Annotated in this window: 17 protein-coding genes and 1 tRNA gene; 9 read left to right on the top strand and 9 right to left on the bottom strand. The window is 47.1% G+C overall.

Annotated elements, in window-relative coordinates; all coding sequences use genetic code 11:
- Positions 1-22 precede the first annotated feature (22 nt).
- Entirely contained in the window at positions 23-583 is a 561-nt protein-coding gene (locus tag QU605_RS08565) for a C40 family peptidase (protein ID WP_289724873.1), read from the top strand.
- A 2-nt stretch (positions 584-585) separates the two neighbouring features.
- Positions 586-2,652 (top strand): ComEC/Rec2 family competence protein, encoded by a 2,067-nt coding sequence (locus QU605_RS08560; protein WP_289724872.1) that lies wholly within the window; start codon positions 586-588, stop codon positions 2,650-2,652.
- Here QU605_RS08560 and QU605_RS08555 read toward each other — a convergent pair.
- On the bottom strand, positions 2,649-4,181 hold the full coding sequence (locus QU605_RS08555) for a peptide MFS transporter (protein WP_289724871.1): 1,533 nt from the start codon (positions 4,179-4,181) through the stop codon (positions 2,649-2,651). The genes QU605_RS08560 and QU605_RS08555 overlap by 4 nt on opposite strands.
- Positions 4,182-4,196: 15 nt before the next feature.
- On the bottom strand, positions 4,197-6,362 hold the full coding sequence (locus QU605_RS08550) for a S9 family peptidase (RefSeq protein ID WP_289724870.1): 2,166 nt from the start codon (positions 6,360-6,362) through the stop codon (positions 4,197-4,199).
- A gap of 155 nt (positions 6,363-6,517) precedes the next feature.
- Here QU605_RS08550 and QU605_RS08545 point away from each other — a divergent pair, with 155 nt between their 5' ends.
- Both QU605_RS08545 and QU605_RS08540 read left to right on the top strand, forming a co-directional pair.
- On the top strand, positions 6,518-7,840 hold the full coding sequence (locus QU605_RS08545; RefSeq protein WP_289724869.1) for a hydroxymethylglutaryl-CoA reductase, degradative: 1,323 nt from the start codon (positions 6,518-6,520) through the stop codon (positions 7,838-7,840).
- Positions 7,837-8,757 carry a GYDIA family GHMP kinase gene (locus QU605_RS08540; protein WP_289724868.1) on the top strand — a complete coding sequence of 307 codons (921 nt, stop codon included), beginning with the start codon at positions 7,837-7,839 and terminating at the stop codon, positions 8,755-8,757. The genes QU605_RS08545 and QU605_RS08540 overlap by 4 nt, the downstream gene beginning before the upstream one ends.
- A gap of 76 nt (positions 8,758-8,833) precedes the next feature.
- On the opposite strand, the gene QU605_RS08535 is transcribed toward QU605_RS08540, so the two are convergent.
- The 7 genes from QU605_RS08535 to QU605_RS08505 all read right to left on the bottom strand — a co-directional run bounded on the left by QU605_RS08535 (position 8,834) and on the right by QU605_RS08505 (position 16,547).
- Positions 8,834-10,954, bottom strand: a complete 2,121-nt coding sequence (locus tag QU605_RS08535) for a peptidylprolyl isomerase (protein ID WP_289724867.1) — start codon at positions 10,952-10,954, stop codon at positions 8,834-8,836.
- An 87-nt stretch (positions 10,955-11,041) separates the two neighbouring features.
- Entirely contained in the window at positions 11,042-12,319 is a 1,278-nt protein-coding gene (locus QU605_RS08530; protein ID WP_289724866.1) for a hemolysin family protein, read from the bottom strand.
- A gap of 15 nt (positions 12,320-12,334) precedes the next feature.
- The gene (locus QU605_RS08525) at positions 12,335-12,538 is read right to left on the bottom strand and encodes a hypothetical protein (protein ID WP_289724865.1); all 204 of its coding nucleotides are present in this window, start codon (positions 12,536-12,538) and stop codon (positions 12,335-12,337) included.
- Positions 12,535-13,137, bottom strand: a complete 603-nt coding sequence (gene lptC / locus QU605_RS08520; protein WP_289724864.1) for an LPS export ABC transporter periplasmic protein LptC — start codon at positions 13,135-13,137, stop codon at positions 12,535-12,537. Before lptC ends, QU605_RS08525 begins: the two co-directional genes overlap by 4 nt.
- Positions 13,138-13,140: 3 nt before the next feature.
- A complete protein-coding gene (locus tag QU605_RS08515) occupies positions 13,141-14,511 on the bottom strand; it encodes a hypothetical protein (protein ID WP_289724863.1) in 1,371 nt (456 codons plus the stop codon).
- Between the two features lie 41 nt (positions 14,512-14,552).
- A complete protein-coding gene (gene bamG / locus QU605_RS08510; protein ID WP_289724862.1) occupies positions 14,553-15,818 on the bottom strand; it encodes a BamG family beta-barrel-assembly machinery protein in 1,266 nt (421 codons plus the stop codon).
- The gene (locus QU605_RS08505; RefSeq protein WP_289724861.1) at positions 15,819-16,547 is read right to left on the bottom strand and encodes a type III pantothenate kinase; all 729 of its coding nucleotides are present in this window, start codon (positions 16,545-16,547) and stop codon (positions 15,819-15,821) included. It abuts the gene before it with no gap.
- A 161-nt stretch (positions 16,548-16,708) separates the two neighbouring features.
- Here QU605_RS08505 and QU605_RS08500 point away from each other — a divergent pair.
- The 5 genes from QU605_RS08500 to QU605_RS08480 all read left to right on the top strand — a co-directional run bounded on the left by QU605_RS08500 (position 16,709) and on the right by QU605_RS08480 (position 19,272).
- Positions 16,709-16,781, top strand: a tRNA-Phe gene (locus tag QU605_RS08500).
- Positions 16,782-17,027: 246 nt separating this feature from the next.
- Complete coding sequence (locus QU605_RS08495) at positions 17,028-17,249, top strand: tyrosine-type recombinase/integrase (RefSeq protein ID WP_289724967.1); 222 nt, start codon at positions 17,028-17,030, stop codon at positions 17,247-17,249.
- 24 nt (positions 17,250-17,273) lie between these two features.
- Entirely contained in the window at positions 17,274-17,855 is a 582-nt protein-coding gene (locus tag QU605_RS08490; protein ID WP_289724860.1) for a hypothetical protein, read from the top strand.
- 96 nt (positions 17,856-17,951) lie between these two features.
- Positions 17,952-18,680 (top strand): DUF6090 family protein, encoded by a 729-nt coding sequence (locus QU605_RS08485; RefSeq protein WP_289724859.1) that lies wholly within the window; start codon positions 17,952-17,954, stop codon positions 18,678-18,680.
- 154 nt (positions 18,681-18,834) lie between these two features.
- Entirely contained in the window at positions 18,835-19,272 is a 438-nt protein-coding gene (locus tag QU605_RS08480) for a hypothetical protein (RefSeq protein WP_289724858.1), read from the top strand.
- Positions 19,273-19,338: the final 66 nt, after the last annotated feature.

Here is a 19,338-nt window from a genome sequence, read left to right as displayed (position 1 = left end):
TGGCGTAAGGACGCCGTCAGCGATGAGAAAGACCTATATTTTAGTGGTAAGCTGCGTATTTCTGACCAGCTGTGGCGTGGTAAAAAAGAACACGAGTTATTCCGAAAACCCAAAAGTTCACGTACCCGCCGGCACCCCTGAACCGACCGTGGAATCCGAGGCTGAGGTAATTTCAGAACCCCCTCCATCCCCCACCGAATCTCCTGCAGATGCCGTTGTTGAAACCGCTCTGACGTATACAGGGGTTCGGTACAAATACGGCGGGACAACGCGCAAAGGCATGGACTGCTCCGGCTTGTTATACACCACTTTCCTGGAACACGACATCTCGGTTCCCAGAACTTCAGAAATGCTGTCCGAACAAGGAGAGAAAGTAAAGGTAAAAAAGGTTCAGAAGGGAGATCTTCTGTTCTTCAAAACCAGCAGGGGAAGAAAAAAAATCAATCACGTAGGCCTGGTGGTCGACGTAAAAGATGAAGAAGTAAAGTTTATTCACTCCACTACTTCCCGGGGGGTAATTGTATCCTCCCTGCGTGAAGGGTATTGGAATCACGCCTTTGTCAAAGCAACCCGCTTGTATTAGCGATGTCCACCCATACTGCTGCCTCTCTTTATCTGGCCGGAATGCTTGCCGCTGGTGTGGTAACAGCTGTAGAGCTGCGTCCGGGCCTGATTTTATCTTCTGTCCTGGCTGCAGCATCCTTACTCTTATTATTTCTTACCCTCAGGGGCGTACTCAGAAAAGGGTTCTGGATCCTTTCCGGTCTGTCATGCATGGGAATAGGTCTCTTGAGCATGGCAATAGCTTTGCCCGAAAACCAGCCTGACCACTATCTGAATCACGTGCGCCCGGAAGTAAAAGCACTTCAGGTCAGGATTCTCGAAACCCTTAAACCAGGACGGTTTGCCCAAAGGTATACGGCCGAAGCCCAGTTTGTAGACAACTCTAAAACCAAAGGAAAAATCCTCCTGGAAATCCAAGCAGACAGCTTGGCGACAGCCCTGTCTCCCGGGCAACAGATCCATACCCCTGTATTACCCGGGGACCTTGCGCAACCCCTGAACCCAGGGGCTTTTGACTATGCGGCCTATCTGAAATCCCAGGGAATTCACAGTCGTTTAAGACTTACAGAGGATGCATTCTTCCACTCCGGCACAGACCTGAGCAGCGGAGTTTCTCCTTTGACCGCCTTTCGCTCAAAACTACTGCTGGCCCTAAGGAATATGGGACTTGGGAGTAATGAGGTTCGAATCGCCCAGGCCTTGCTCCTGGGTGAGCGCTCCGAGATAAGCCCCCACCTGCATACCGCATACAAAAAGGCTGGGGTATTGCACCTGCTCGCTATTTCCGGCCTTCATGTCGGTATCCTGGCTGCCTTTCTCTTTACCTTCCTGGCCCCTTTGAAAAGACTTCCTTACGGGAAAATGATACAGGTTTTCCTGGGCTTATCCATACTGTGGGCCTACGCCCTGATAGCCGGCTTCAGCCCTTCAGTGGTCCGGGCAGTAGTGCTTTATAGCTTTGTAGCCCTTGCACTATACTTGCAACGCCCGGGACAAACCCTTCATTTTTTAGGACTCTCCTGGATGTTTATGCTGGTGGTAATCAATCCAAACTGGTTGTTCCAGGTTGGCTTTCAGCTGAGTTTTGCCGCGGTGGCCTCCATTGTGGTATTTTTTCCAGTCCTCTTTTCGTATTGGCCTTTCAAAAAACGGCCATGGAATTATCCCGGAAAACTGTTGGCCGTAAGTCTGGCAGCCCAGCTGGGTACCCTGCCGTTTACCCTGTATTATTTCCATCAATTTCCGGGGCTTTTTCTTTTGTCAAACCTCGTCCTGCTTCCGGGAATCGGAGCTGTTTTAGTTACGGGATTGATCTGTCTGACACTCGAAGTTTTCCATGTGCTCCCGTCTCTACTGCCCACGGTACTGGATCACTTTCTTTGGGCGATGAACCACTACACACAATGGGCTTCGGCCAAAGAGGTGTTTTTTATAGAGGGCATTACATTCACCACAGGGGAATTTATCCTGTGTGGATTGGCTGTACTCCTTCTCGGAATCTATTTGAGGGCAGGCCTCAAAAGGGCACTTACCGGGGTTGCAATACTGCTTTTGCTTTACCAGGTGACCGGGATCTCTCTGGAAGTGCTCAAATACCGCAATCAGACCTGGGTTATTCCACACCAGGTAGGGCATACCATGATCTGGAAACGGGAAGGTCCCCACTTAAAAGTCTTCAGCGAAGATTCCCTTGCCGGAGCCTATGCTATCAGAGATGCACAGCGGCATTGGAATCTGGATACTACATCCTTTTTTTCCCTTAGAAATGGGTATAGCCTCGATGGATTACGCCTGAGGGTCCTGGATAGTAGCGGGCTTTATTCACCTGAAGAACCGCGTGCAGACTTATTGCTGTTAAGCGGATCTCCCCGCGTACATTTCGGCCGGGTACTGGATGCCTTAAAACCTGCATTAGTTATTGCGGACGGCAGTAATTATACGAGCGACCTGGCCCGATGGGAAAGGAGTTGTAAACAAACAGGAATCCCCTTTCACGCTACGGCAAAAGACGGAGCTTTCATGCTAAAACGGCAGCAAAAGCAAATACAGGGAAGGCAACCACCTGAGCAGAACCTTCCCAAATACTAATGGACATTGCCCATAAGACGCTTCATTAGCGGAGCCGCAATCAGTACGACAATTCCTGCCCCGAGGGCATACTGGGCTATCAATTCAAAGCCCCCCGTATAAACATCCAGGGTTTCAAAACCGCTAACATCGGCGTTGTCACTTTCGATAGCAAGCTGTTTCCCTATAAAACCTACAATCTGAAAAGCAAAGGCAGAGGACAGGAACCAGACCCCCATCATAAAAGCGACGATGCGTTTTGGAGAAAGGTCTGTGATTTTGGATAGCCCCACGGGTGACATAAAAAGTTCCCCAACCGAGAGTAGGAAATACATGATCAGGAGATAGGAAAAAGGCACCATCCCGTTCTCATCAGCACTACCTCCGCTCAGGGCCAGGACATAAAAACTTATGCCCGCGAAAGCGAGTCCCAGACCAAATTTATATGGGGTTCTTGGGTTCAGATTGTGCTTGGAAAGCCAGGTAAACAATAAAGATACCGGAATGGATAGTAAGATGATGAAAACCGGATTAATGGCGTTGGACTGGGCCGCATCGATCCACTCCAGGTTAACATTCCGATCTGCAAACAGGGTAATCACACTTCCTGATAATTCATGGAAGCCCCAGAAAATGGTCATAAACAGGGTGATCAGCACAGCCATGATCAGTTTTTTACGCTCATCTGCCGTGGCCTTAAAAATAATATACCCCAGGTAGCCAAGTACGGTTATTCCAATCAGCTTAAAAATAATGTTTACAATATTCTGATCGTCAAAAAATCCGCCCTCTGCACTCAGGGGCTGATAGGAAGATAAAAGTAACGCGATCAGGGGCACGAACAGAAATGCCAGTACCGGGACCATGATTCGCTGAGGTACACCAATCAATTGTTTGGCCAGTACGGCTTCACTTGGAGCCATCCCGCGGTCACCAAATACATTTTTCCGGATGCCACTCCAGAAAAAGAGCAGACCTGCAAGCATTCCGATTCCAGCAAGCCCGAAACCATAGTGCCAGCCGTATTCGCGTCCAAGCCAGCCACATAATAATGGAGACACAAAGGCTCCGATATTGATACCCATGTAAAAAATAACAAAACCCGAATCCTTTCGGGGGTCGCCATCCTTGTAGAGGGAACCGACGAAGGTGGAAATATTCGGTTTGAAAAATCCATTACCCACCACGATTAGGGCCAGGGCCAGATAGAAAGCCGTATTGTTTTCAATGGCCAGTACAAAGTGTCCAAGGGCCATTAGCAGCCCTCCCAGAAGGATGGACCTTCGCATCCCCAGGATCGTATCTGATATTTTTCCACCTACAACTGTTGAGGCATAAACCAGTGATCCGTAACTCGAGTACACTGCAGCCGCCGCATAATCCCGCTCGGCCAGTGCTTCGAATATAACGTTGACCATGTAAAGGGTAAGCAGGGCCCGCATTCCGTAGAAACTAAAACGCTCCCAGAGTTCAGCAAAAAACAGATAGAACAACCCTTTTGGGTGTCCGAATAGCTGATTCTCTTCTACTACATCAGTATTTGTATTCATCGGTTTAGTTGGTTTTTACAGATTATCCAGTACAAATTGGGTCATTTTATTATACAGGTGGAGCCTGGTATTTCCACCGTAAATGCCGTGATTTCGATCCGGGTAAACTGCCCATTCAAAGGGCTTGTTCGCCTGCACCAGAGCCTCAATCATCCGCATGGTATTCTGCACGTGTACATTGTCATCGGCGGAACCGTGAACCAGCAGGAACTTTCCCTTTAACTGGTCTGCGAAGTTCAGCGGTGAATTTTCGTCGTATCCGCTTGCATTTTCCTGAGGGGTATGCATATAGCGTTCTGTGTAAATCGTGTCATAAAACCTCCAGCTCGTTACCGGGGCCACAGCAATCGCCATTTCGAAAACCTCGTTTCCCTTAAGGATGCAATTGGAGGACATGAAGCCCCCATAACTCCAGCCCCAAATTCCGGTGCGCGATTCATCGATATATGGCCGGGTACTGAGTTGCCGGGCGGCAGCAATCTGATCTTCCACTTCAAATTTGCCCAACTCCAGTTGGGTTACCTTTTTAAAATCCCTTCCTTTAAGTCCGGTGCCGCGGCCATCCACGCATGCGATAATGTAGCCTTCTGAAGCCAGCATCTGGTGCCAATAGTCGTTAGCGCCAAACCATCTGTTAGCCACTTGCTGGGAGCCCGGGCCGCTGTACTGAAACATCAAAAGGGGGTATTTTTTGGAAGGATCAAAATCTGCAGGTTTGATCATCCACATGTTCAGATCATTCCCATTTACGGAAAGCGTACTGAATTCCTTCGGAGCCATTTCGTACCCTTTTACGCGCTCGAGCAGTACCTGATTGTTTTTGAGTTCTTTCACCAGTTTTCCATCCGATGCCTTATGCAGGGTGTAAACCGGAGGGGTATCCACGTTGCTGAAGGTATTGATGAAGTAACTGAAATCGGCGCTGAAAGCCGCCTGATTCGTTCCGGTTCCTGAGCTCAGCCGGCGCTTTGAACTTCCTTTGTCGGAAATGCTGTAAATGTCCCGGTTGATGGAACCCTGCTCCGAAGACTGGTAAAAAATCCGCCCTTTGCGGGCGTCGTACCCATAGTAAGAAGTTACTTCCCAGGGTCCGGAGGTGAGTTGCTGCTGCTTCCCACGGGCCGAATCGTATAAGTAGATATGATTGAACCCATCCCGCTCACTAGTCCATATAAAGCGATCATCCGGGAGGAAGGTCAAATTATCCGTTACGTCTACGTAGGCCGCATCGGTTTCTTCGAGTAAGGTAGTAACCTCGAGGGATAGGGTATTTACCTTATGCAAAACCAATCTATCCTGATGCCGGTTCAGGGTTTGTACACTAAGATGGTCCGGATGGTTCATCCATTGGATGCGCGGAATGTAGTGGGGATTACCCAGGGCTACCTCACGCGTACTCCCGGTTTTAGCATCGTAAATATGCAGGCTGACCTTTGCATTGGCTTCCCCCGCCTTTGGATACTTAAATACATGAGGGGCGGGATAGAGGTCCTGCCCGTATACATCCATGGAGAATTCCGGGACCTCGCGCTCATCAAAACGCAAAAAGGCAATCTTGTCCCCGTCTGAATTCCAGTCGAAGGCGCGTACAAAAGAGAATTCCTCTTCGTATACCCAGTCGGTGACCCCGTTTATAATGTCGTTCTGGCTTCCGTCCATAGTAAGTTGTTTGCGCTCTCCGGACGCCAGATTGAGCATATACAGGTTGTTTTCCATCACGTAGGCTACCTGATCTCCCCCGGGGGAAAGTGTGGGTTCCTGTATTTTCTGGTCGGAGACCTTGAGAATGGCCCCACTGCTAAGGTCGTAGATATAATAGATCCCCAGTCGGGACCTTCTGTAAATCGGCTCCACCTCAGTAGCCAGCAGCACCTTGGATTCGTCTTTGCTAAACGTGTAGGAGGTGAAAAAGGGTATGTTTTTTCCAGCATCGGTCCGGACCAGCGTCCCAACCTTTTCCTGGGTACGGTATTCAAACTTATCAATACTGCTGATGTTCTGCTGCCGGTCCGCATTGAGGACGAGATAATGCTGTCCGTCATTCATGGATCGAAGTACTTCCATACGCTCAGTTGAAAACGCACCTCCCCAGATATCCTCGAGGGTAATTTTCTTCTGCTGGCCAACGAGCACCTGTCCGAATACCACTAAGAGTATTAAGATCCCGTAGTGTTTTTTCATAAATCGTTAAAAAAAGGGGTTAAAACTCCCAAGTTTATGAATATTTTATCAAAAACTACTATAGTTGCGGCTTTTTATTCCCCGGCAGAAGCCCTTTTGAGGTTTCTGAGGAATTACCCCTTAATCCCTATATTTGACCTTCTAAAAACGTATTGATGAACCAGCCTGTTGAAGGGTTTTCCAAACGCTCTAAGGAGGAAAAAATTAAATGGCTTGCCGAGCAATATACCCCCCAGCCGGAACAGACCATTTCGTTGTTAAAACAGTATTGGAGCAGCGATGCACAGCTGCAGCAGTTGCACGACGAATTCATCGAAAACACCCTTACAAATTTCTATCTCCCTCTTGGGGTGGCCCCTAATTTCCTGATCAACGGAAATCTATACGCCATACCTATGGCCATCGAGGAGAGTTCCGTTGTGGCCGCCGCGAGTAAAGCCGCCAAATTCTGGCTGGAGCGGGGCGGATTCCACGCTCAGGTACTCGGTACTGAAAAAATTGGACAGGTACACTTCCTGTTTTTCGGAGATCCCCGAGAGCTCAGTGAATTTATCGAGGAGATCCGCCCTATCCTGCGAAGCGACGCACAGGCGCTTACCCGGAACATGGAAAAACGCGGTGGTGGGATCACAAGGATTGAGCTCCGGGATAAGACTTCTGATATAAAAGGGTACTACCAGTTGCACTGCACCTTTGAGACCCTTGATGCCATGGGGGCGAATTTTATCAACTCCTGCCTCGAGCAGTTCGCTTCCACCTTACTTCGGGAGGCGGCCATTTATCCGAAATTCTCATCCATGGACCCTCCCCTGGAAGTCCTGATGAGTATTCTGTCAAATTATGTGCCCGACTGCCTGGTTCGGGCCGAAGTATCGTGCCCGGTAGCGGAACTCGGGGAAGAATCGGGAATTTCCGGGGCGGATTTTGCCCGAAGGATGGTTCAGGCAGTGGCCATTGCAGATTGTGAACCCCACCGCGCAGTGACCCACAACAAGGGAATTATGAACGGCGTGGATGCAGTAGTCCTGGCTACCGGAAACGATTTCAGGGCCGTGGAGGCCGGTGTGCACGCCTACGCTGCGCGGTCAGGCCGGTATCGCAGCCTGAGCCAGGCCGAGGTCCGGGATGGCAGATTCCGTTTCTGGATGGACATCCCCCTCGCATTGGGCACCGTTGGAGGGCTTACCGGCCTGCATCCCCTGGTCGGCCTGGCACATGAGATACTTCAAAAGCCCAGCGCCGGGGAACTCATGCAAATCGTTGCCGTAGCGGGGCTGGCCCAGAACTTTGCCGCCCTTCGGTCTTTGGTCACGGTAGGCATCCAGAAGGGCCATATGAAAATGCACCTGCTCAACATTCTGAATCAACTCTCAGCAACCCAGAAAGAGAAGGAGAACCTCATCGAACATTTCAAAACAAATACAGTGACCCATAACGCCGTGGTAAAAGCACTGGAAGACCACAGGGCCCAAAAATGACCGAGTCGTACTACAGCCATGGAAAACTCCTGCTATCCGGGGAATACCTCGTCCTTGACGGTGCCACCGCACTTGCGTTGCCTACGCGCCCTGGTCAATGGCTCAGCGTATCTTCCTCAGCAGATTCAGGCCTAAGGTGGATCAGTAAAAATCCGGACGGATCCGTGTGGTTCGAAACCCATTTCGAAAAGGAAGCATTCCACAACCCGGGTAATCCGGAAGGCCTTCCGTCCGACATCAGGGGAAGGCTCCTTTTTATCCTAACTGCTGCCTTGAAATTGAATCCGGGGTTCAGGGAAAAACTTCAGGGTGCCCGGGTGGAAACCCTGCTTGAATTTCCGAGGGAATGGGGCCTTGGATCTTCATCCACACTTATTTCGAATCTGGGACTTTGGGCGGAAGTCAATCCCTATGCACTTCTGGCCAGCACCATGGGAGGCAGTGGTTACGATATCGCCTCCGCCCGGAGTGAAGGACCCCTGTTTTATACACTTAACCCGCAAAAAGGACCTGAAATCACTCCGGCACCCTTTTATCCAACCTATGCCGACCAATTATTTTTTGTGTACCTGAATCAAAAGCAGGACAGTCGGGAAGGCATAGCCCGTTTCAGGGATCGGGGCGCTCCGCCTGAACACCTGCTCAGGGACGTGTCGTCTCTGAGCAGGGCGATTCCCGAAGCCGGTAGTCTCGATGCTTTTCGGGAAATCATCGAGGCCCACGAGACCCTTATCGCAGAAATCCTGGGTATGGAAACGGTAAAGAGAAAGTGGTTTCGGGAGTATCCCGGCAGCATTAAAAGCCTGGGAGCCTGGGGCGGGGATTTTATATTGGCTACAGGCACTCCTCAAGACCAGGAATACTTCAGGGAAAAGGGATACGCTGTAATCCGCCCTTACTCGGAATTTATCCTATAATCCTCCGGAAAATCCAGGCATAAAAAAACCCGCTGGAAATGCACTCCGGCGGGTTTTTTATAAATTTTTTTACAGTCTAGTAGAACACGGACCGGTTGTCCACAATTTCCGACTGTTCCTTCAGGGCGTTATACACTTCTGTGTTCACCCGTCCGCTAAGGCTATTTTGAAGGTTGAGCGCATACGGTGCATAATTCTCCATGTCCGGAGCCGCTTCCTTATTGGTAACCTCGAGTTTAAAGACACCACTTTCACCATCGATAAGGCCCGAAGTCTGCCCCGCGTCCATGATAACGGCCGTACCTACAACCATAGGCTCACGACCCGCACCGGCAATCGTTGGGGATTTTACATTCAGGGCACTGGCACTGGCAACAGAAACGCCGTTGGCAGTTGCAATTTCATCGATCGTTTTACCCTCGCTCAGGCTCCTGATCTGCGCTGCCTTCCGTTCTTTTCTCAGAATTGGCAAGACCTGAACCGAAGCATCCTCTACAGGCATTAACCCTTCCACGTGAGTGGCCGTTAACTGTGCTATCGCATACCCGTTATTCAGGTCGAAGCGGCGAACATCGCCCACTTCAGTGGTCTCGTTAAATGCCCATTGCACAATTCTGCGCTGTGCGCCAAGCCCTGGAAGGTTCTCATCCATGGCGTTGAGTTTGTTTACAGGCCGGACCTGATAATTCTGGGCCGCCGCTTTTTCGGCATACCCCTTTTTGTCATCGGTAACCGCCATTTCGAAAGTAGTCGCTTCCGTAAACAACGCGTTGATGGTTTCTTCAGAAGGCTCAATTGCCCTTGAAAAATTCGCGATGCGTACCAAATCGCGTTTGTCATCTACCCTGACGATATGGTAGCCGAATTCCGTCTCGACCAGACCTATCGTCCCGACCTCACTTTGAAAGGCAAAGTCGTTGAATTTCGGGGTCATGATGCCTTCTTCAAAATAGCCGAGATCACCTCCCCGGGGCGCCGAAGGTCCGTCTGAATTATCCCTGGCCAGTTCTGCGAAAACAACACCCTCTGCCTGGGCTTCCTTGAGGAGTTCTTCTGCCCTTTCGGCTGCCTCTTCCTGCGTCCGTGTAATTTCCGGGTTGGCTCTTTCCGCTCCCTGATAGGTAATCAGGATATGACTTGCCTTAACCGATCCGGCTGGTTTGCGATCCATCATCCGGGTAATACGGAAAAAATTTCCATCCCGGTAGGGGCCGTAGATCTCTCCTACATTCAAACTCAACAGCGTATCTGCAAACTGAGCAGGCAATTCGGCTGCAGCCTTGTAAAGGGTGTCGTACTTGGTATCTGAATACCGATCCAGAAAAGCCGTAACGTCAGGGGTATTCCTGAAACCGGGAATGGTCGCTGTGGAATCGTATTCTTCCAGGTACTCCATACGATCGCCAAGAAGCTCTCGCATGTCCGCTTCTATAGCCGCTTCATCGGCCTGAGAAGCACGCTCTTCAAAAAAGACATACCGGATATCCCGGGCAGCCTCTTGTTGAAAATCGTCCTTGTGTTCCTTGATATATTTGGAAATTTCCTCTTTGGAAATACTGATTGTACTATCTGGAATGCTGCTGTAGGGTACCCTTACATAGCGAATATCCACCCGGTCGTTGGCCAGATGGTATTCCAGCTCACCTTCCTTCAGGGTTGCCCCTACCCCGGCGCGAACCAAATCGAAATAGCGTTGTTCCTTGGCAGACTCAATGAGTGCCCGTTCGTTCTCCAGCCACAGGTTGTATTGCTGTGGGGCGTTGATGCGCAAATCTGCTATAAAATTCCGAAAAGCCGTCTCATCGAAGAAGCCGTTCTCATCGAGAAACTGCGGGTTCTGCGTAAAACTCGGGTTATTGCGAATCAGCTCCATGATCTGATCTTGTTCGATATCCAGACCAAGCGATTCGAATTGCTGATTGAGGATTGTACTTCGCACCTCCCGGTCCCATACCGTGTTGACAATCTGGGTTGAAGTGGCCTGGTTCCCGAATTGTCCGGAAGCGAATTCCATTTTTTGTCGAAAGTTGTCAATCGAAATGGCTTCTCCATTGACTTCCCCCACTGAGGAGCCCACCTTTGCACCACCTAATCCGGGTCCGGTGAAGATGCCGGAAATCACAAATGCAAAAAGCGCCATCCCGATGATGAGGATCAGTACGGTCGTCCGCTTTCGTATATTTTCTAAAACTGCCATGTTAAGGGTCTTTAAATCAGTGGGCGAAAATACCATTTTCTACCCAATAATAAAAGGAAAAAACGGCAGCCTTCGCGGGTCTGAATCCTAGTCGCTTTCCAGGACTTCAAGGGCGACCAAATCGATCTTGGTATTGGAGACTTCAAGGATGCGGAAGAGGAATTTTCCCAGTCGGATCTCCGAATCCTTATCGGGTATTTCGCCGGTTTCGTTGACGATCATCCCTCCCAGGGTCCCGTATTCATCACTTTCGGGCAGATCCAGGCGGTATTGCTCATTGAGATAATCGACTTCCAGGCGGGCAGAAAACTTGAAGGTGTTCTCAGAGAGTTGCTCTTCATCCAGATCCGTACTGTCGTGTTCGTCCTCTATTTCACCGAACAGTTCCTCAATAATGTCCTCAACGGTAAGGATGCCCGAAGTCCCTCCGTATTCATCGAGGACCACCGCCATGCTTTTTCGCTTTTTGGTAAGGGCGTTCAGGATGTTCTGGATCAGCATGGTTTCCGGCACGAACTCCACGGGAAGGAGAATACTTTTAAGCGTTTTTGGCTTTTTAAACAACTCATAGGAATGGGCATATCCGATGATGTTGTCGATGGTATCCTTGTAAATCAGGATTTTTGAGTAGCCGGTCTGGGTAAACAACTTGGTGAGGTTTTTGGGCGTCTCATGAAGCTCTACTGCCGTGATTTCGGTCCGGGGCACCATTACTTCCCGGGCCTTAACGGCCGAAAATTCAAGGGCATTCTGAAATATTTGTATCTCCGAATCCATTTCCTCGTGCGCCTCGACGGTTTCCATTTGTTCCGTGATGTAATCCCCGAGTTCGAGTTTGGAAAAAGCCAGTTGTACCTCATCGCCTTCAGTTTTAAAAAAAGTCTTTAGGAGGAAGTCGGAGATCGAAATCACAAAGGCAGATACGGGCCAGAAAACCAGGTAAAAAAAATAGGCCGGGATGGCCAGCGCCTTCAGCAAGGTATTCGAATAGATCTGGAAGAGGACTTTGGGAAGGAATTCCGCCGTAAGCAGGATGACCAGGGTCGATATTAGTGTCTGGGTAAGCAGGGTAAAATCTGCAAAGAGTACCTGCACCAGTATGTTTTCGGAGGGCAACACCTGATAGAACCAATCCATCAGCAAATCCCCCATAAACAACCCATAGACCACCAGGGCAATATTATTGCCTATCAGCATGGTTGCGATAAACTTTGACGGACTGGCCGTGAGTTTGGTCAGCACCCGGGCGAGCAACCCTTCCTGCTTCTTTTCAATCTCCAGATAGATGCGGTTCGCAGAAACAAAGGCGATTTCCATGCCTGAGAAAAAGGCGGAAAGTAAAAGTGAGATTACAATAATCACCATGATGGATAACTAGCCTTAGGGTTTCTCCTGATCCCGACGATTCTCGAAGCGTTTGCGGTAGTTCCGACGAAAAAGAAACATCGCTACGGATACCACAGCAAAGAAGATAAATATATATGCCTGATTGCGGTCGATACTCCATAACTCTCCAATTTTGTAGAGTGAAATAACAGCTACTGCCAGATAGAGGTATTCGGTATATCTGAGGATCTTTATCATGAGTCTTCTTCCTTTACGAGCATTTCGCCCCCGGTTTGATGTGCATTAAAATACGTAAAATCCCGGTTAAAATCCATGCCTCGACCATTGAGCACGGTACCCTCTTCCGGATTGGTAAAGGTAAAACGCTCCTGGGTAAAAATCCATTGCGTCTTCCGATCCCAGTATAACTGAGGGGTCTCCAGCACTTTCCCATCGTGCGTTTCAACCACTACATTCCCCTGCAGGTCAACCAGATCTGTTTCCGTGTAGACTATGGCGTAATCTGCCCGGATCGTACTCTTCTTGCCTTCCTGGTCGTAATAGGTGACCAAAAGGCCATCGGGAAAGGTGCGATAGGGAAATTTCAGGTTTTCATAATCCCGGGTATGCGGACTCTCCAGAACCGCAATTACCCTGGAATCCGATTCTCCCTCGGACTGTAAATCTTCTTCTGTTTCAGTATAGGTGAGCGTAAAGTTCTCGGCTTCACCCTGGGGATAAACCAAATCGGGGCGATCTTCCCCAACGCGCTGATATGTGTCCTGACACGACAAAAAAAACATTGCCACGGACAGGGCCATGGCAATGCTTACTCGATCGTATATATGAGGTTTCATCCCTTACAGGTTGGGCACCTTAACCGTGGCACCGATCCAGCATTTCAATGTCACTGATTTTCCTGCCATTCCCGAATTGAAAATATCGGTTTTGGAAGGTGCTTTCGCGCTGTAGCTGGCCGCAGCCTGACTCGCTCTGCCACTAAGTGAAGGATCCACACGTCCTGCTTTGCGCGCCGTTTCAGCAGCTAACCAGTAAGTGGCTCGCTTGTCGAAAGGTGTTTCCCCACAGTCGTTGGCACTGGAAGCATACAGGCTGGCAATGAGTAAATAGGCCTTCCCGTTAGAAGGGTTCGCCTGAATTGCCTTGTTGGCATAACTTCTTGCCTGCGACTTGCTGAACCTTCTCGATACCGTAGCCGACTTATAGAGGATGTCTGATTTCTTTTTAGCATCTGTCTCCAGTTCTGCCGCCTTGTCGAAATCTGCCAGGGCTCCTTTACTGTCGCCGTCCTTGGCCTTAAGAGCACCTCCATAAAGGTAAGCACTTGCCGAAGGCTCCAAAGCCAATTGGGCTTCGAAAAGCTCGCGGAATAACGGATCATCAGTACATTCTTTAGAGAACATACGGCCTACTGCCCGCTTAACCCACTCGACATCATTTTTCTTCGCATCGAAATTCTTTCTATACAGCGGAATCAGGTTTTCACAATCCGCCAGCGCTCCCAATTTGGAATCGATACTGCCAGAGATTTTACCGTAATTCTCAGAATAACTGTTGTAGGCCCGCAGCTGCTTCTTTTCTTTAGCTGTAAGTGTTCCCGCCTCTTCTTTCGGGAGCAACTTATTGATGCGGACGAGGTATTTCTCATTTTCCTCTTCGATCTTCTCAGTTACGTCGTCATAGACGTCGAAAACCTCCTGAAGGTCCTTTTTTCCTGCATTGTGAAGGTTCACTAAGGATGAAAAATAGAGGTAGAGGGCCTTGGGGTTGTCAAAATTGGCCCGGTCTTCTTTAAAGGCTTTGGAGAGCATGTTGTAAATCTCCTCATCGTCCGCCATTTTATTGTCGTACATCAGGGAGGCCTTATCACTGTTGACGCTAGCCAGAGTATAGTTCTTAGGGAAATACTCCATACTCTTATCGTGAAGCGCTAAGAGTTCGTCAACAAAGGCTTTCTTCTCGGCACCGGTGGTGTTGTCAATTTTATAATCCAGGATCTTTTCTCCCAGAGAAAAATTGGCCTTGTTGATACCAGGACATGCTTCATAAACCATTTTCCAGGGCGCATAGGCTGCCTCGTAATTCTTCACTTTGGCGTGCTCTGCATAAATGGAAAGATTGGTCATACATTCAGGATTCTGAGCCTGGCTGAAGCCAACACTTGAGAATCCTAAAACCGCAACCATCATCAGGATAACATTCTTTTTCATCTTGTCATTTATTAAGGGGTGCGTAAATTAGTAATTTTTCATTAATTAATCTGCCTCTTCATGAACCATCTGGCGTTAAAAGCGAGTCCCAGGCTGATTTTGAAATAACTCTCCCGCACCAAATTGTTCATTGTAGTGCCCTTTCTCCCCATTTCAAATCCGAGATTCAAATTGGAAAAGTCAGAACCAATCGGTAAACCCATCCCAAATGTTATGCCAAAATTTTCAATCGGCTTATCATTTACGATTAAACCCGTATTATCCAGACGAACGCCGGCCCGATAGGTCACCCGGTCGAAATAGGAGTCGATAGACGCAAAATCGGGAACCCAGTACCCTCCAAGGGCGAAACTGCTCGCGTCTTCATACTCCGTATTGTTCTCTTGGAGGAAGGGATTTTCGAATTCACTGTATTTCTGAAAACTGTATTCCGCACCCAAAAACCAGTGTTTATCTTCTCCCCAACCGAGACCGATGGTCGTTGTTGTGGGTATCTTTATAAAGGTACGCCTGAGATTATCATCGTCCAGGTCCACATCGAAAATTTCGATATTCTGCCCGGATTCGGGAAGCAGTGTCCCGATTTGCTGTTCATTGTCCGAGGTGAGGTTTGCCTGTGTATTCACCCTCAGGGAGGTGAACAAGGTATACTTATCAAATTTGGGAGTATAGGTCAAACCGTAGTTAAAGTCAAATCCATTCACATTGGACCTTCGCTGGTCCACCGTTCCGAAAATGACATCCTCCACCACCTGGAACCTGCTCTTCTCTAAATTCCCGAAGAAATAATTTACAGTGACTCCAATATGTAAGTCCCGCCTTAACCGGAATCCGGTCGACAGGAACACCTGGTTCAGGCCTCCTTCCCCATTGTATTGGGTGGAAACTTCAGACCCCTCGTCATTTATTGTTTCGTTGATCAGGCTGTACCCCATGGCACTATAGGGTTTGATCCCAAAAGCCACGCCAGCCTGCTGAAACCGTAAAGGCAGCGCCACGGCGAGGTATTCCAGGGTGGCCACCGAGGTATTCTGTTGTTCCTCATTTGTTTCCAGTCGGATTTCCTTATGCGAAACAGCAGCCGAATAAGAGGTGAGGGCCAGTTTACCCAAAGACGCAGGGTTATTCAGGTGGATGTGGATACTATCCGTATACATGCCCAGCCCACCCATGGACTGGTTATCTACCGTCCGAACAGTCATCAGATCACCAACACCAAACAGGGAGTAAGGGGAGACTGTGCCATTCTGGGCCGACACCGCATAAGTCGCAAAACACAGTAATGCGAGAACAATTTTTTTTACCATCTAGCTTTTGTTGTATTCCAGCAGCTGGTTCAAGCCCTCCAGGAGAAAATTAGAATGGGCAAATATGGTATTTTTTACCCGCTTAGACAAAAATTGAGCGTCCCCTCCTGTTAAAATAACTGTTAAATGGTGGAACCTTTTGGAATACTGCTCAATTACCCCATCAATTTCAAGGGTAATCCCGTTTACAACGCCGCTGTGTATACTGGATTCGGTAGCATTTCCGATGAAATCCAGAATGTTTTCGGGCGTGAGCTTGGGCAATTTGTCCGTATACTCGTGCAGGGCGTTATAACGCATGTAGAGACCCGGGGATATCGCCCCGCCCAGGTACTCACCATGGTCGTTAACCATATCATAGGTAATACATGTACCGGCATCGATTACAAGGGTATTCCCGTTAGGGTTGTGATAGAAGGCGGCCGTAGCCAGGGCCATGCGATCAGGACCCAGGGTATTCGGGGTGGCGTAGGAATTCTTAAAGGGCAATTTGCTCTGAGGGCTCAGGACATAAACACGGCAAAATACCGTAAGGACCTCCACACACTGGGGGTCAAGGTTGCTCACCACTGAAATAATGGCATCCGTTATTCCGGGGAATTTTTCAAAAACCCCTTTAACGTGATCCGCGAAGTCTTCATGAGGCCCCATTTGCAGGTGGAGCAGGTTGTTCCCTCTGAAAACAGCGAACTTTATCTGTGTGTTTCCGGCATCTATGACGAGATTCATAGTACAAAGATTATAATTTGAAAGAATATCATACCGCTTTTTTACAGATTTTGTTGGTTAATGCTAAATTTGAATTTATATTTGCCACCCCTTCAAAAGCGCTTCCGGCGCGAAGGGATTAAGGGATTATTTCCTCGGGAAAGATTCTCTTAACGCGTAAAGGTACCTTAGCTCAGTTGGTAGAGCAACGGACTGAAAATCCGTGTGTCCCTGGTTCGATTCCTGGAGGTACCACTTAAAGCGCCAAAACCCGCTCCATACGGAGCGGGTTTTTTTGTTTCCAGTCCCCGTAGAAAGCTTGCGTACTTAAGGGGACTGGAATTAAAAAACCACGCCACCTCTGGTGGCGAAGGGTTTTGGCATTTTCAGGCGGGGGACCAAAGGAACACGGCCCGCAGCGCCGTATCTCCTGGAGTCCGCTCGCGGATTAGAAAAATGAATAACCCCTATACCCTCCGCCATTGCTATGCCGCACATTAAATCGAGAACGGGGTAAATCTGCGACTCGTACAAAAACTGCTTGGCCATTCCAAACCCGAAACCACCACGATTTACACCCATATGGCCAAAAAAGACCTGCTGGCTGTTCAAAGTCCGTGGGATAGCGCACTCCTCGAACTCCGTACCCGGGATAAAGACTTATTGAATAAATCCTTATCCGGAAACTTAAAGGGATTAAGTGTTATTTTAGTTTCCATATAACAAGTTGGCACTTATTAGAAATAAATGGAGAGAATAAGGAAAATTATAGTTTCGAATCTGACCGGTAAAAAAGTACTGCTGCTTTTTCTTCTAACAAATATGGTTTATGCCGTAATGCTGACAGTTACAATACCAAAAACAATGACATTTTCAAATGGCCTGAAATTATTGGACATGATGCCATTAGGATACGATTTAGAATACATAAACATGCTTTTCGGGACATTAGGAGAAAATGGAAGGCAGGTTTATTTAACGAATCAACTACCTGTCGATATGATTTATCCATTTCTCTTTGGAATAAGCTATTGCCTATTGATTGGGTTCTTTTTAAAAAAACTAAACAAACTAGACTCTTTCTTTTTCTATCTCTGCTTTTTACCTCTAATTGCAGGAATAGCTGATTACATAGAAAATTTTGGAATTATTACAATGTTGTACAATTTTCCTGATTTTTCGCCATTTACCGCGAAAGTCACAACAGTTTTTTCAGTGGTTAAAAGTATGACAACAACAGTCTTTTTTATTGCATTGATTATAACGCTACTCATGCTTGGAATAAGCAAAATAAAAGAAAGAAGAAAAACAAGTGCTAACACTGTATAAAATGCAATAAATCGCATTTTATACTAACCGTTGTGCTTCATTATGTCCAACCACTAACCAATGATTAAGTTCTTTAGAAAAATACGTTACGACCTAATGGAGAAAAATAAAACTGGTAAGTATATTCAATACGCATTAGGAGAGATAATCCTTGTTGTTATTGGAATTTTGATTGCCCTTCAAATTAATAATTGGAATGAAAACCGAAAGAATAGGATTGCTGAAGCTGATTATTACTGTAGAATTTTAGAAGACTTGGAGTTAAATGAAAAATTAATTGATGAAACTTCTGAACTGATAAGCAACAAAATAAAGCTCTGCAAAGAGCTGTTATCAGATTTAAATAAAATACCAAATGACAGAAGTACAATACTGAATAAATTTGTAGTTGCTCTAAGACAAGATGTTTTTGTTCCCAGTAATATTGCTTTTGAAGATATAACCTCTTCGGGACAGTTAAAACTGTTAACAGATTTAAAACTTAAAAACAGACTTATTCAGCATAGTGCATTTTTGAACAATATTTTAAATCTACTTCAAGAAAATCGGAATGTCATTATTGACAGAATGGATGATTTTGAATCAATGAGTGAATTTGGATATCAAGATGTTGATTATCTAAAGCGAGAGCTTGATAGAGAACATATTGCCCTTTTGCCAAAAAACAACTGGACAAATGACCCTAATAATCCAATATTCTTAAAGTTTCAGGACAATCTTATTGTGTATATAGCCATGCTGATTAGACAGAAACAGCATTTGTCTAATTTAAAGAAGGAAATGCAAGAACCTATAGAACTATTAAAAGATAAAAAGTGTAAATAACGAAAGTACAATAATGGCTATAAGTACATGCTTGTCCTCGCCTGCTTTGGAAATTCCTACGAAATTTCCAACTTGGTGTATACTTGTATAGTAAAGTGCTAACCTACACAATTACTCATAGCCGAGACCGTTGGCAAACATTTGGAAAGACCTTATGAGAAAAAGAAAAATTATTTCATTGTCACTTTTACTCGTTGGTATTGTTTTAAGTGTTGCCTTTTTATTAAGGATTGAATTTCCTCAAGGATTTGATGCCTATTTTAAAAGGGAATACTATAACCAATTCGGTCCTTTGGCCATAAGTGTTGAACTTTTAATAGCAGGTTACTACTTTTTTATAGGGCATAAAAAAACGAATTTCGCTTTAGCTCTTTTTGGATTTACGGCTTTGCTAGATCCGCTCTTTGATCAAATAGGTCTTTTCGACAGCATCGTCCCTTTATACGGAACGATGATTTTATCAATTTGTGGGCTGTTATGTCTATGGCTAGCATTTGCAAACCCATTTGAACTAAAACGTTTATCCCGGTTAATAGGTATATTAAGTCTTGTTCTCGGTATTCTTGTTGAGCTGTTCTTCAACTATTTCTGATAAAAATTTTTGCCAACAATGGCTTTATTTTACAGCTGCATTTTTGCCAACTTGAAATTGAGAAAC

Source organism: Robiginitalea aurantiaca (assembly GCF_030380815.1).
In the GTDB taxonomy this organism is placed as follows: Bacteria; Bacteroidota; Bacteroidia; order Flavobacteriales; family Flavobacteriaceae; genus Robiginitalea; species Robiginitalea aurantiaca.
The sequence above is the reverse complement of the archived record's forward strand: the minus strand, read 5'-3'. Positions and strand labels throughout refer to the sequence as shown.

What these genes read in the sequence shown, in the direction of transcription:
- bamG (WP_289724862.1), bottom strand. Translation starts at nt 15,818, where the DNA reads ATGGTAAAAAAAATTGTTCTCGCATTACTGTGTTTTGCGACTTATGCG.
- QU605_RS08550 (WP_289724870.1), bottom strand. Translation starts at nt 6,362, where the DNA reads ATGAAAAAACACTACGGGATCTTAATACTCTTAGTGGTATTCGGACAG.
- lptC (WP_289724864.1), bottom strand. Translation starts at nt 13,137, where the DNA reads ATGAAACCTCATATATACGATCGAGTAAGCATTGCCATGGCCCTGTCC.
- QU605_RS08560 (WP_289724872.1), top strand. Translation starts at nt 586, where the DNA reads ATGTCCACCCATACTGCTGCCTCTCTTTATCTGGCCGGAATGCTTGCC.
- QU605_RS08525 (WP_289724865.1), bottom strand. Translation starts at nt 12,538, where the DNA reads ATGATAAAGATCCTCAGATATACCGAATACCTCTATCTGGCAGTAGCT.
- QU605_RS08535 (WP_289724867.1), bottom strand. Translation starts at nt 10,954, where the DNA reads ATGGCAGTTTTAGAAAATATACGAAAGCGGACGACCGTACTGATCCTC.
- QU605_RS08555 (WP_289724871.1), bottom strand. Translation starts at nt 4,181, where the DNA reads ATGAATACAAATACTGATGTAGTAGAAGAGAATCAGCTATTCGGACAC.
- QU605_RS08480 (WP_289724858.1), top strand. Translation starts at nt 18,835, where the DNA reads ATGAGAAAAAGAAAAATTATTTCATTGTCACTTTTACTCGTTGGTATT.
- QU605_RS08485 (WP_289724859.1), top strand. Translation starts at nt 17,952, where the DNA reads ATGGAGAAAAATAAAACTGGTAAGTATATTCAATACGCATTAGGAGAG.
- QU605_RS08565 (WP_289724873.1), top strand. Translation starts at nt 23, where the DNA reads ATGAGAAAGACCTATATTTTAGTGGTAAGCTGCGTATTTCTGACCAGC.
- QU605_RS08505 (WP_289724861.1), bottom strand. Translation starts at nt 16,547, where the DNA reads ATGAATCTCGTCATAGATGCCGGAAACACACAGATAAAGTTCGCTGTT.
- QU605_RS08530 (WP_289724866.1), bottom strand. Translation starts at nt 12,319, where the DNA reads ATGGTGATTATTGTAATCTCACTTTTACTTTCCGCCTTTTTCTCAGGC.
- QU605_RS08515 (WP_289724863.1), bottom strand. Translation starts at nt 14,511, where the DNA reads ATGAAAAAGAATGTTATCCTGATGATGGTTGCGGTTTTAGGATTCTCA.
- QU605_RS08540 (WP_289724868.1), top strand. Translation starts at nt 7,837, where the DNA reads ATGACCGAGTCGTACTACAGCCATGGAAAACTCCTGCTATCCGGGGAA.
- QU605_RS08545 (WP_289724869.1), top strand. Translation starts at nt 6,518, where the DNA reads ATGAACCAGCCTGTTGAAGGGTTTTCCAAACGCTCTAAGGAGGAAAAA.
- QU605_RS08490 (WP_289724860.1), top strand. Translation starts at nt 17,274, where the DNA reads ATGGAGAGAATAAGGAAAATTATAGTTTCGAATCTGACCGGTAAAAAA.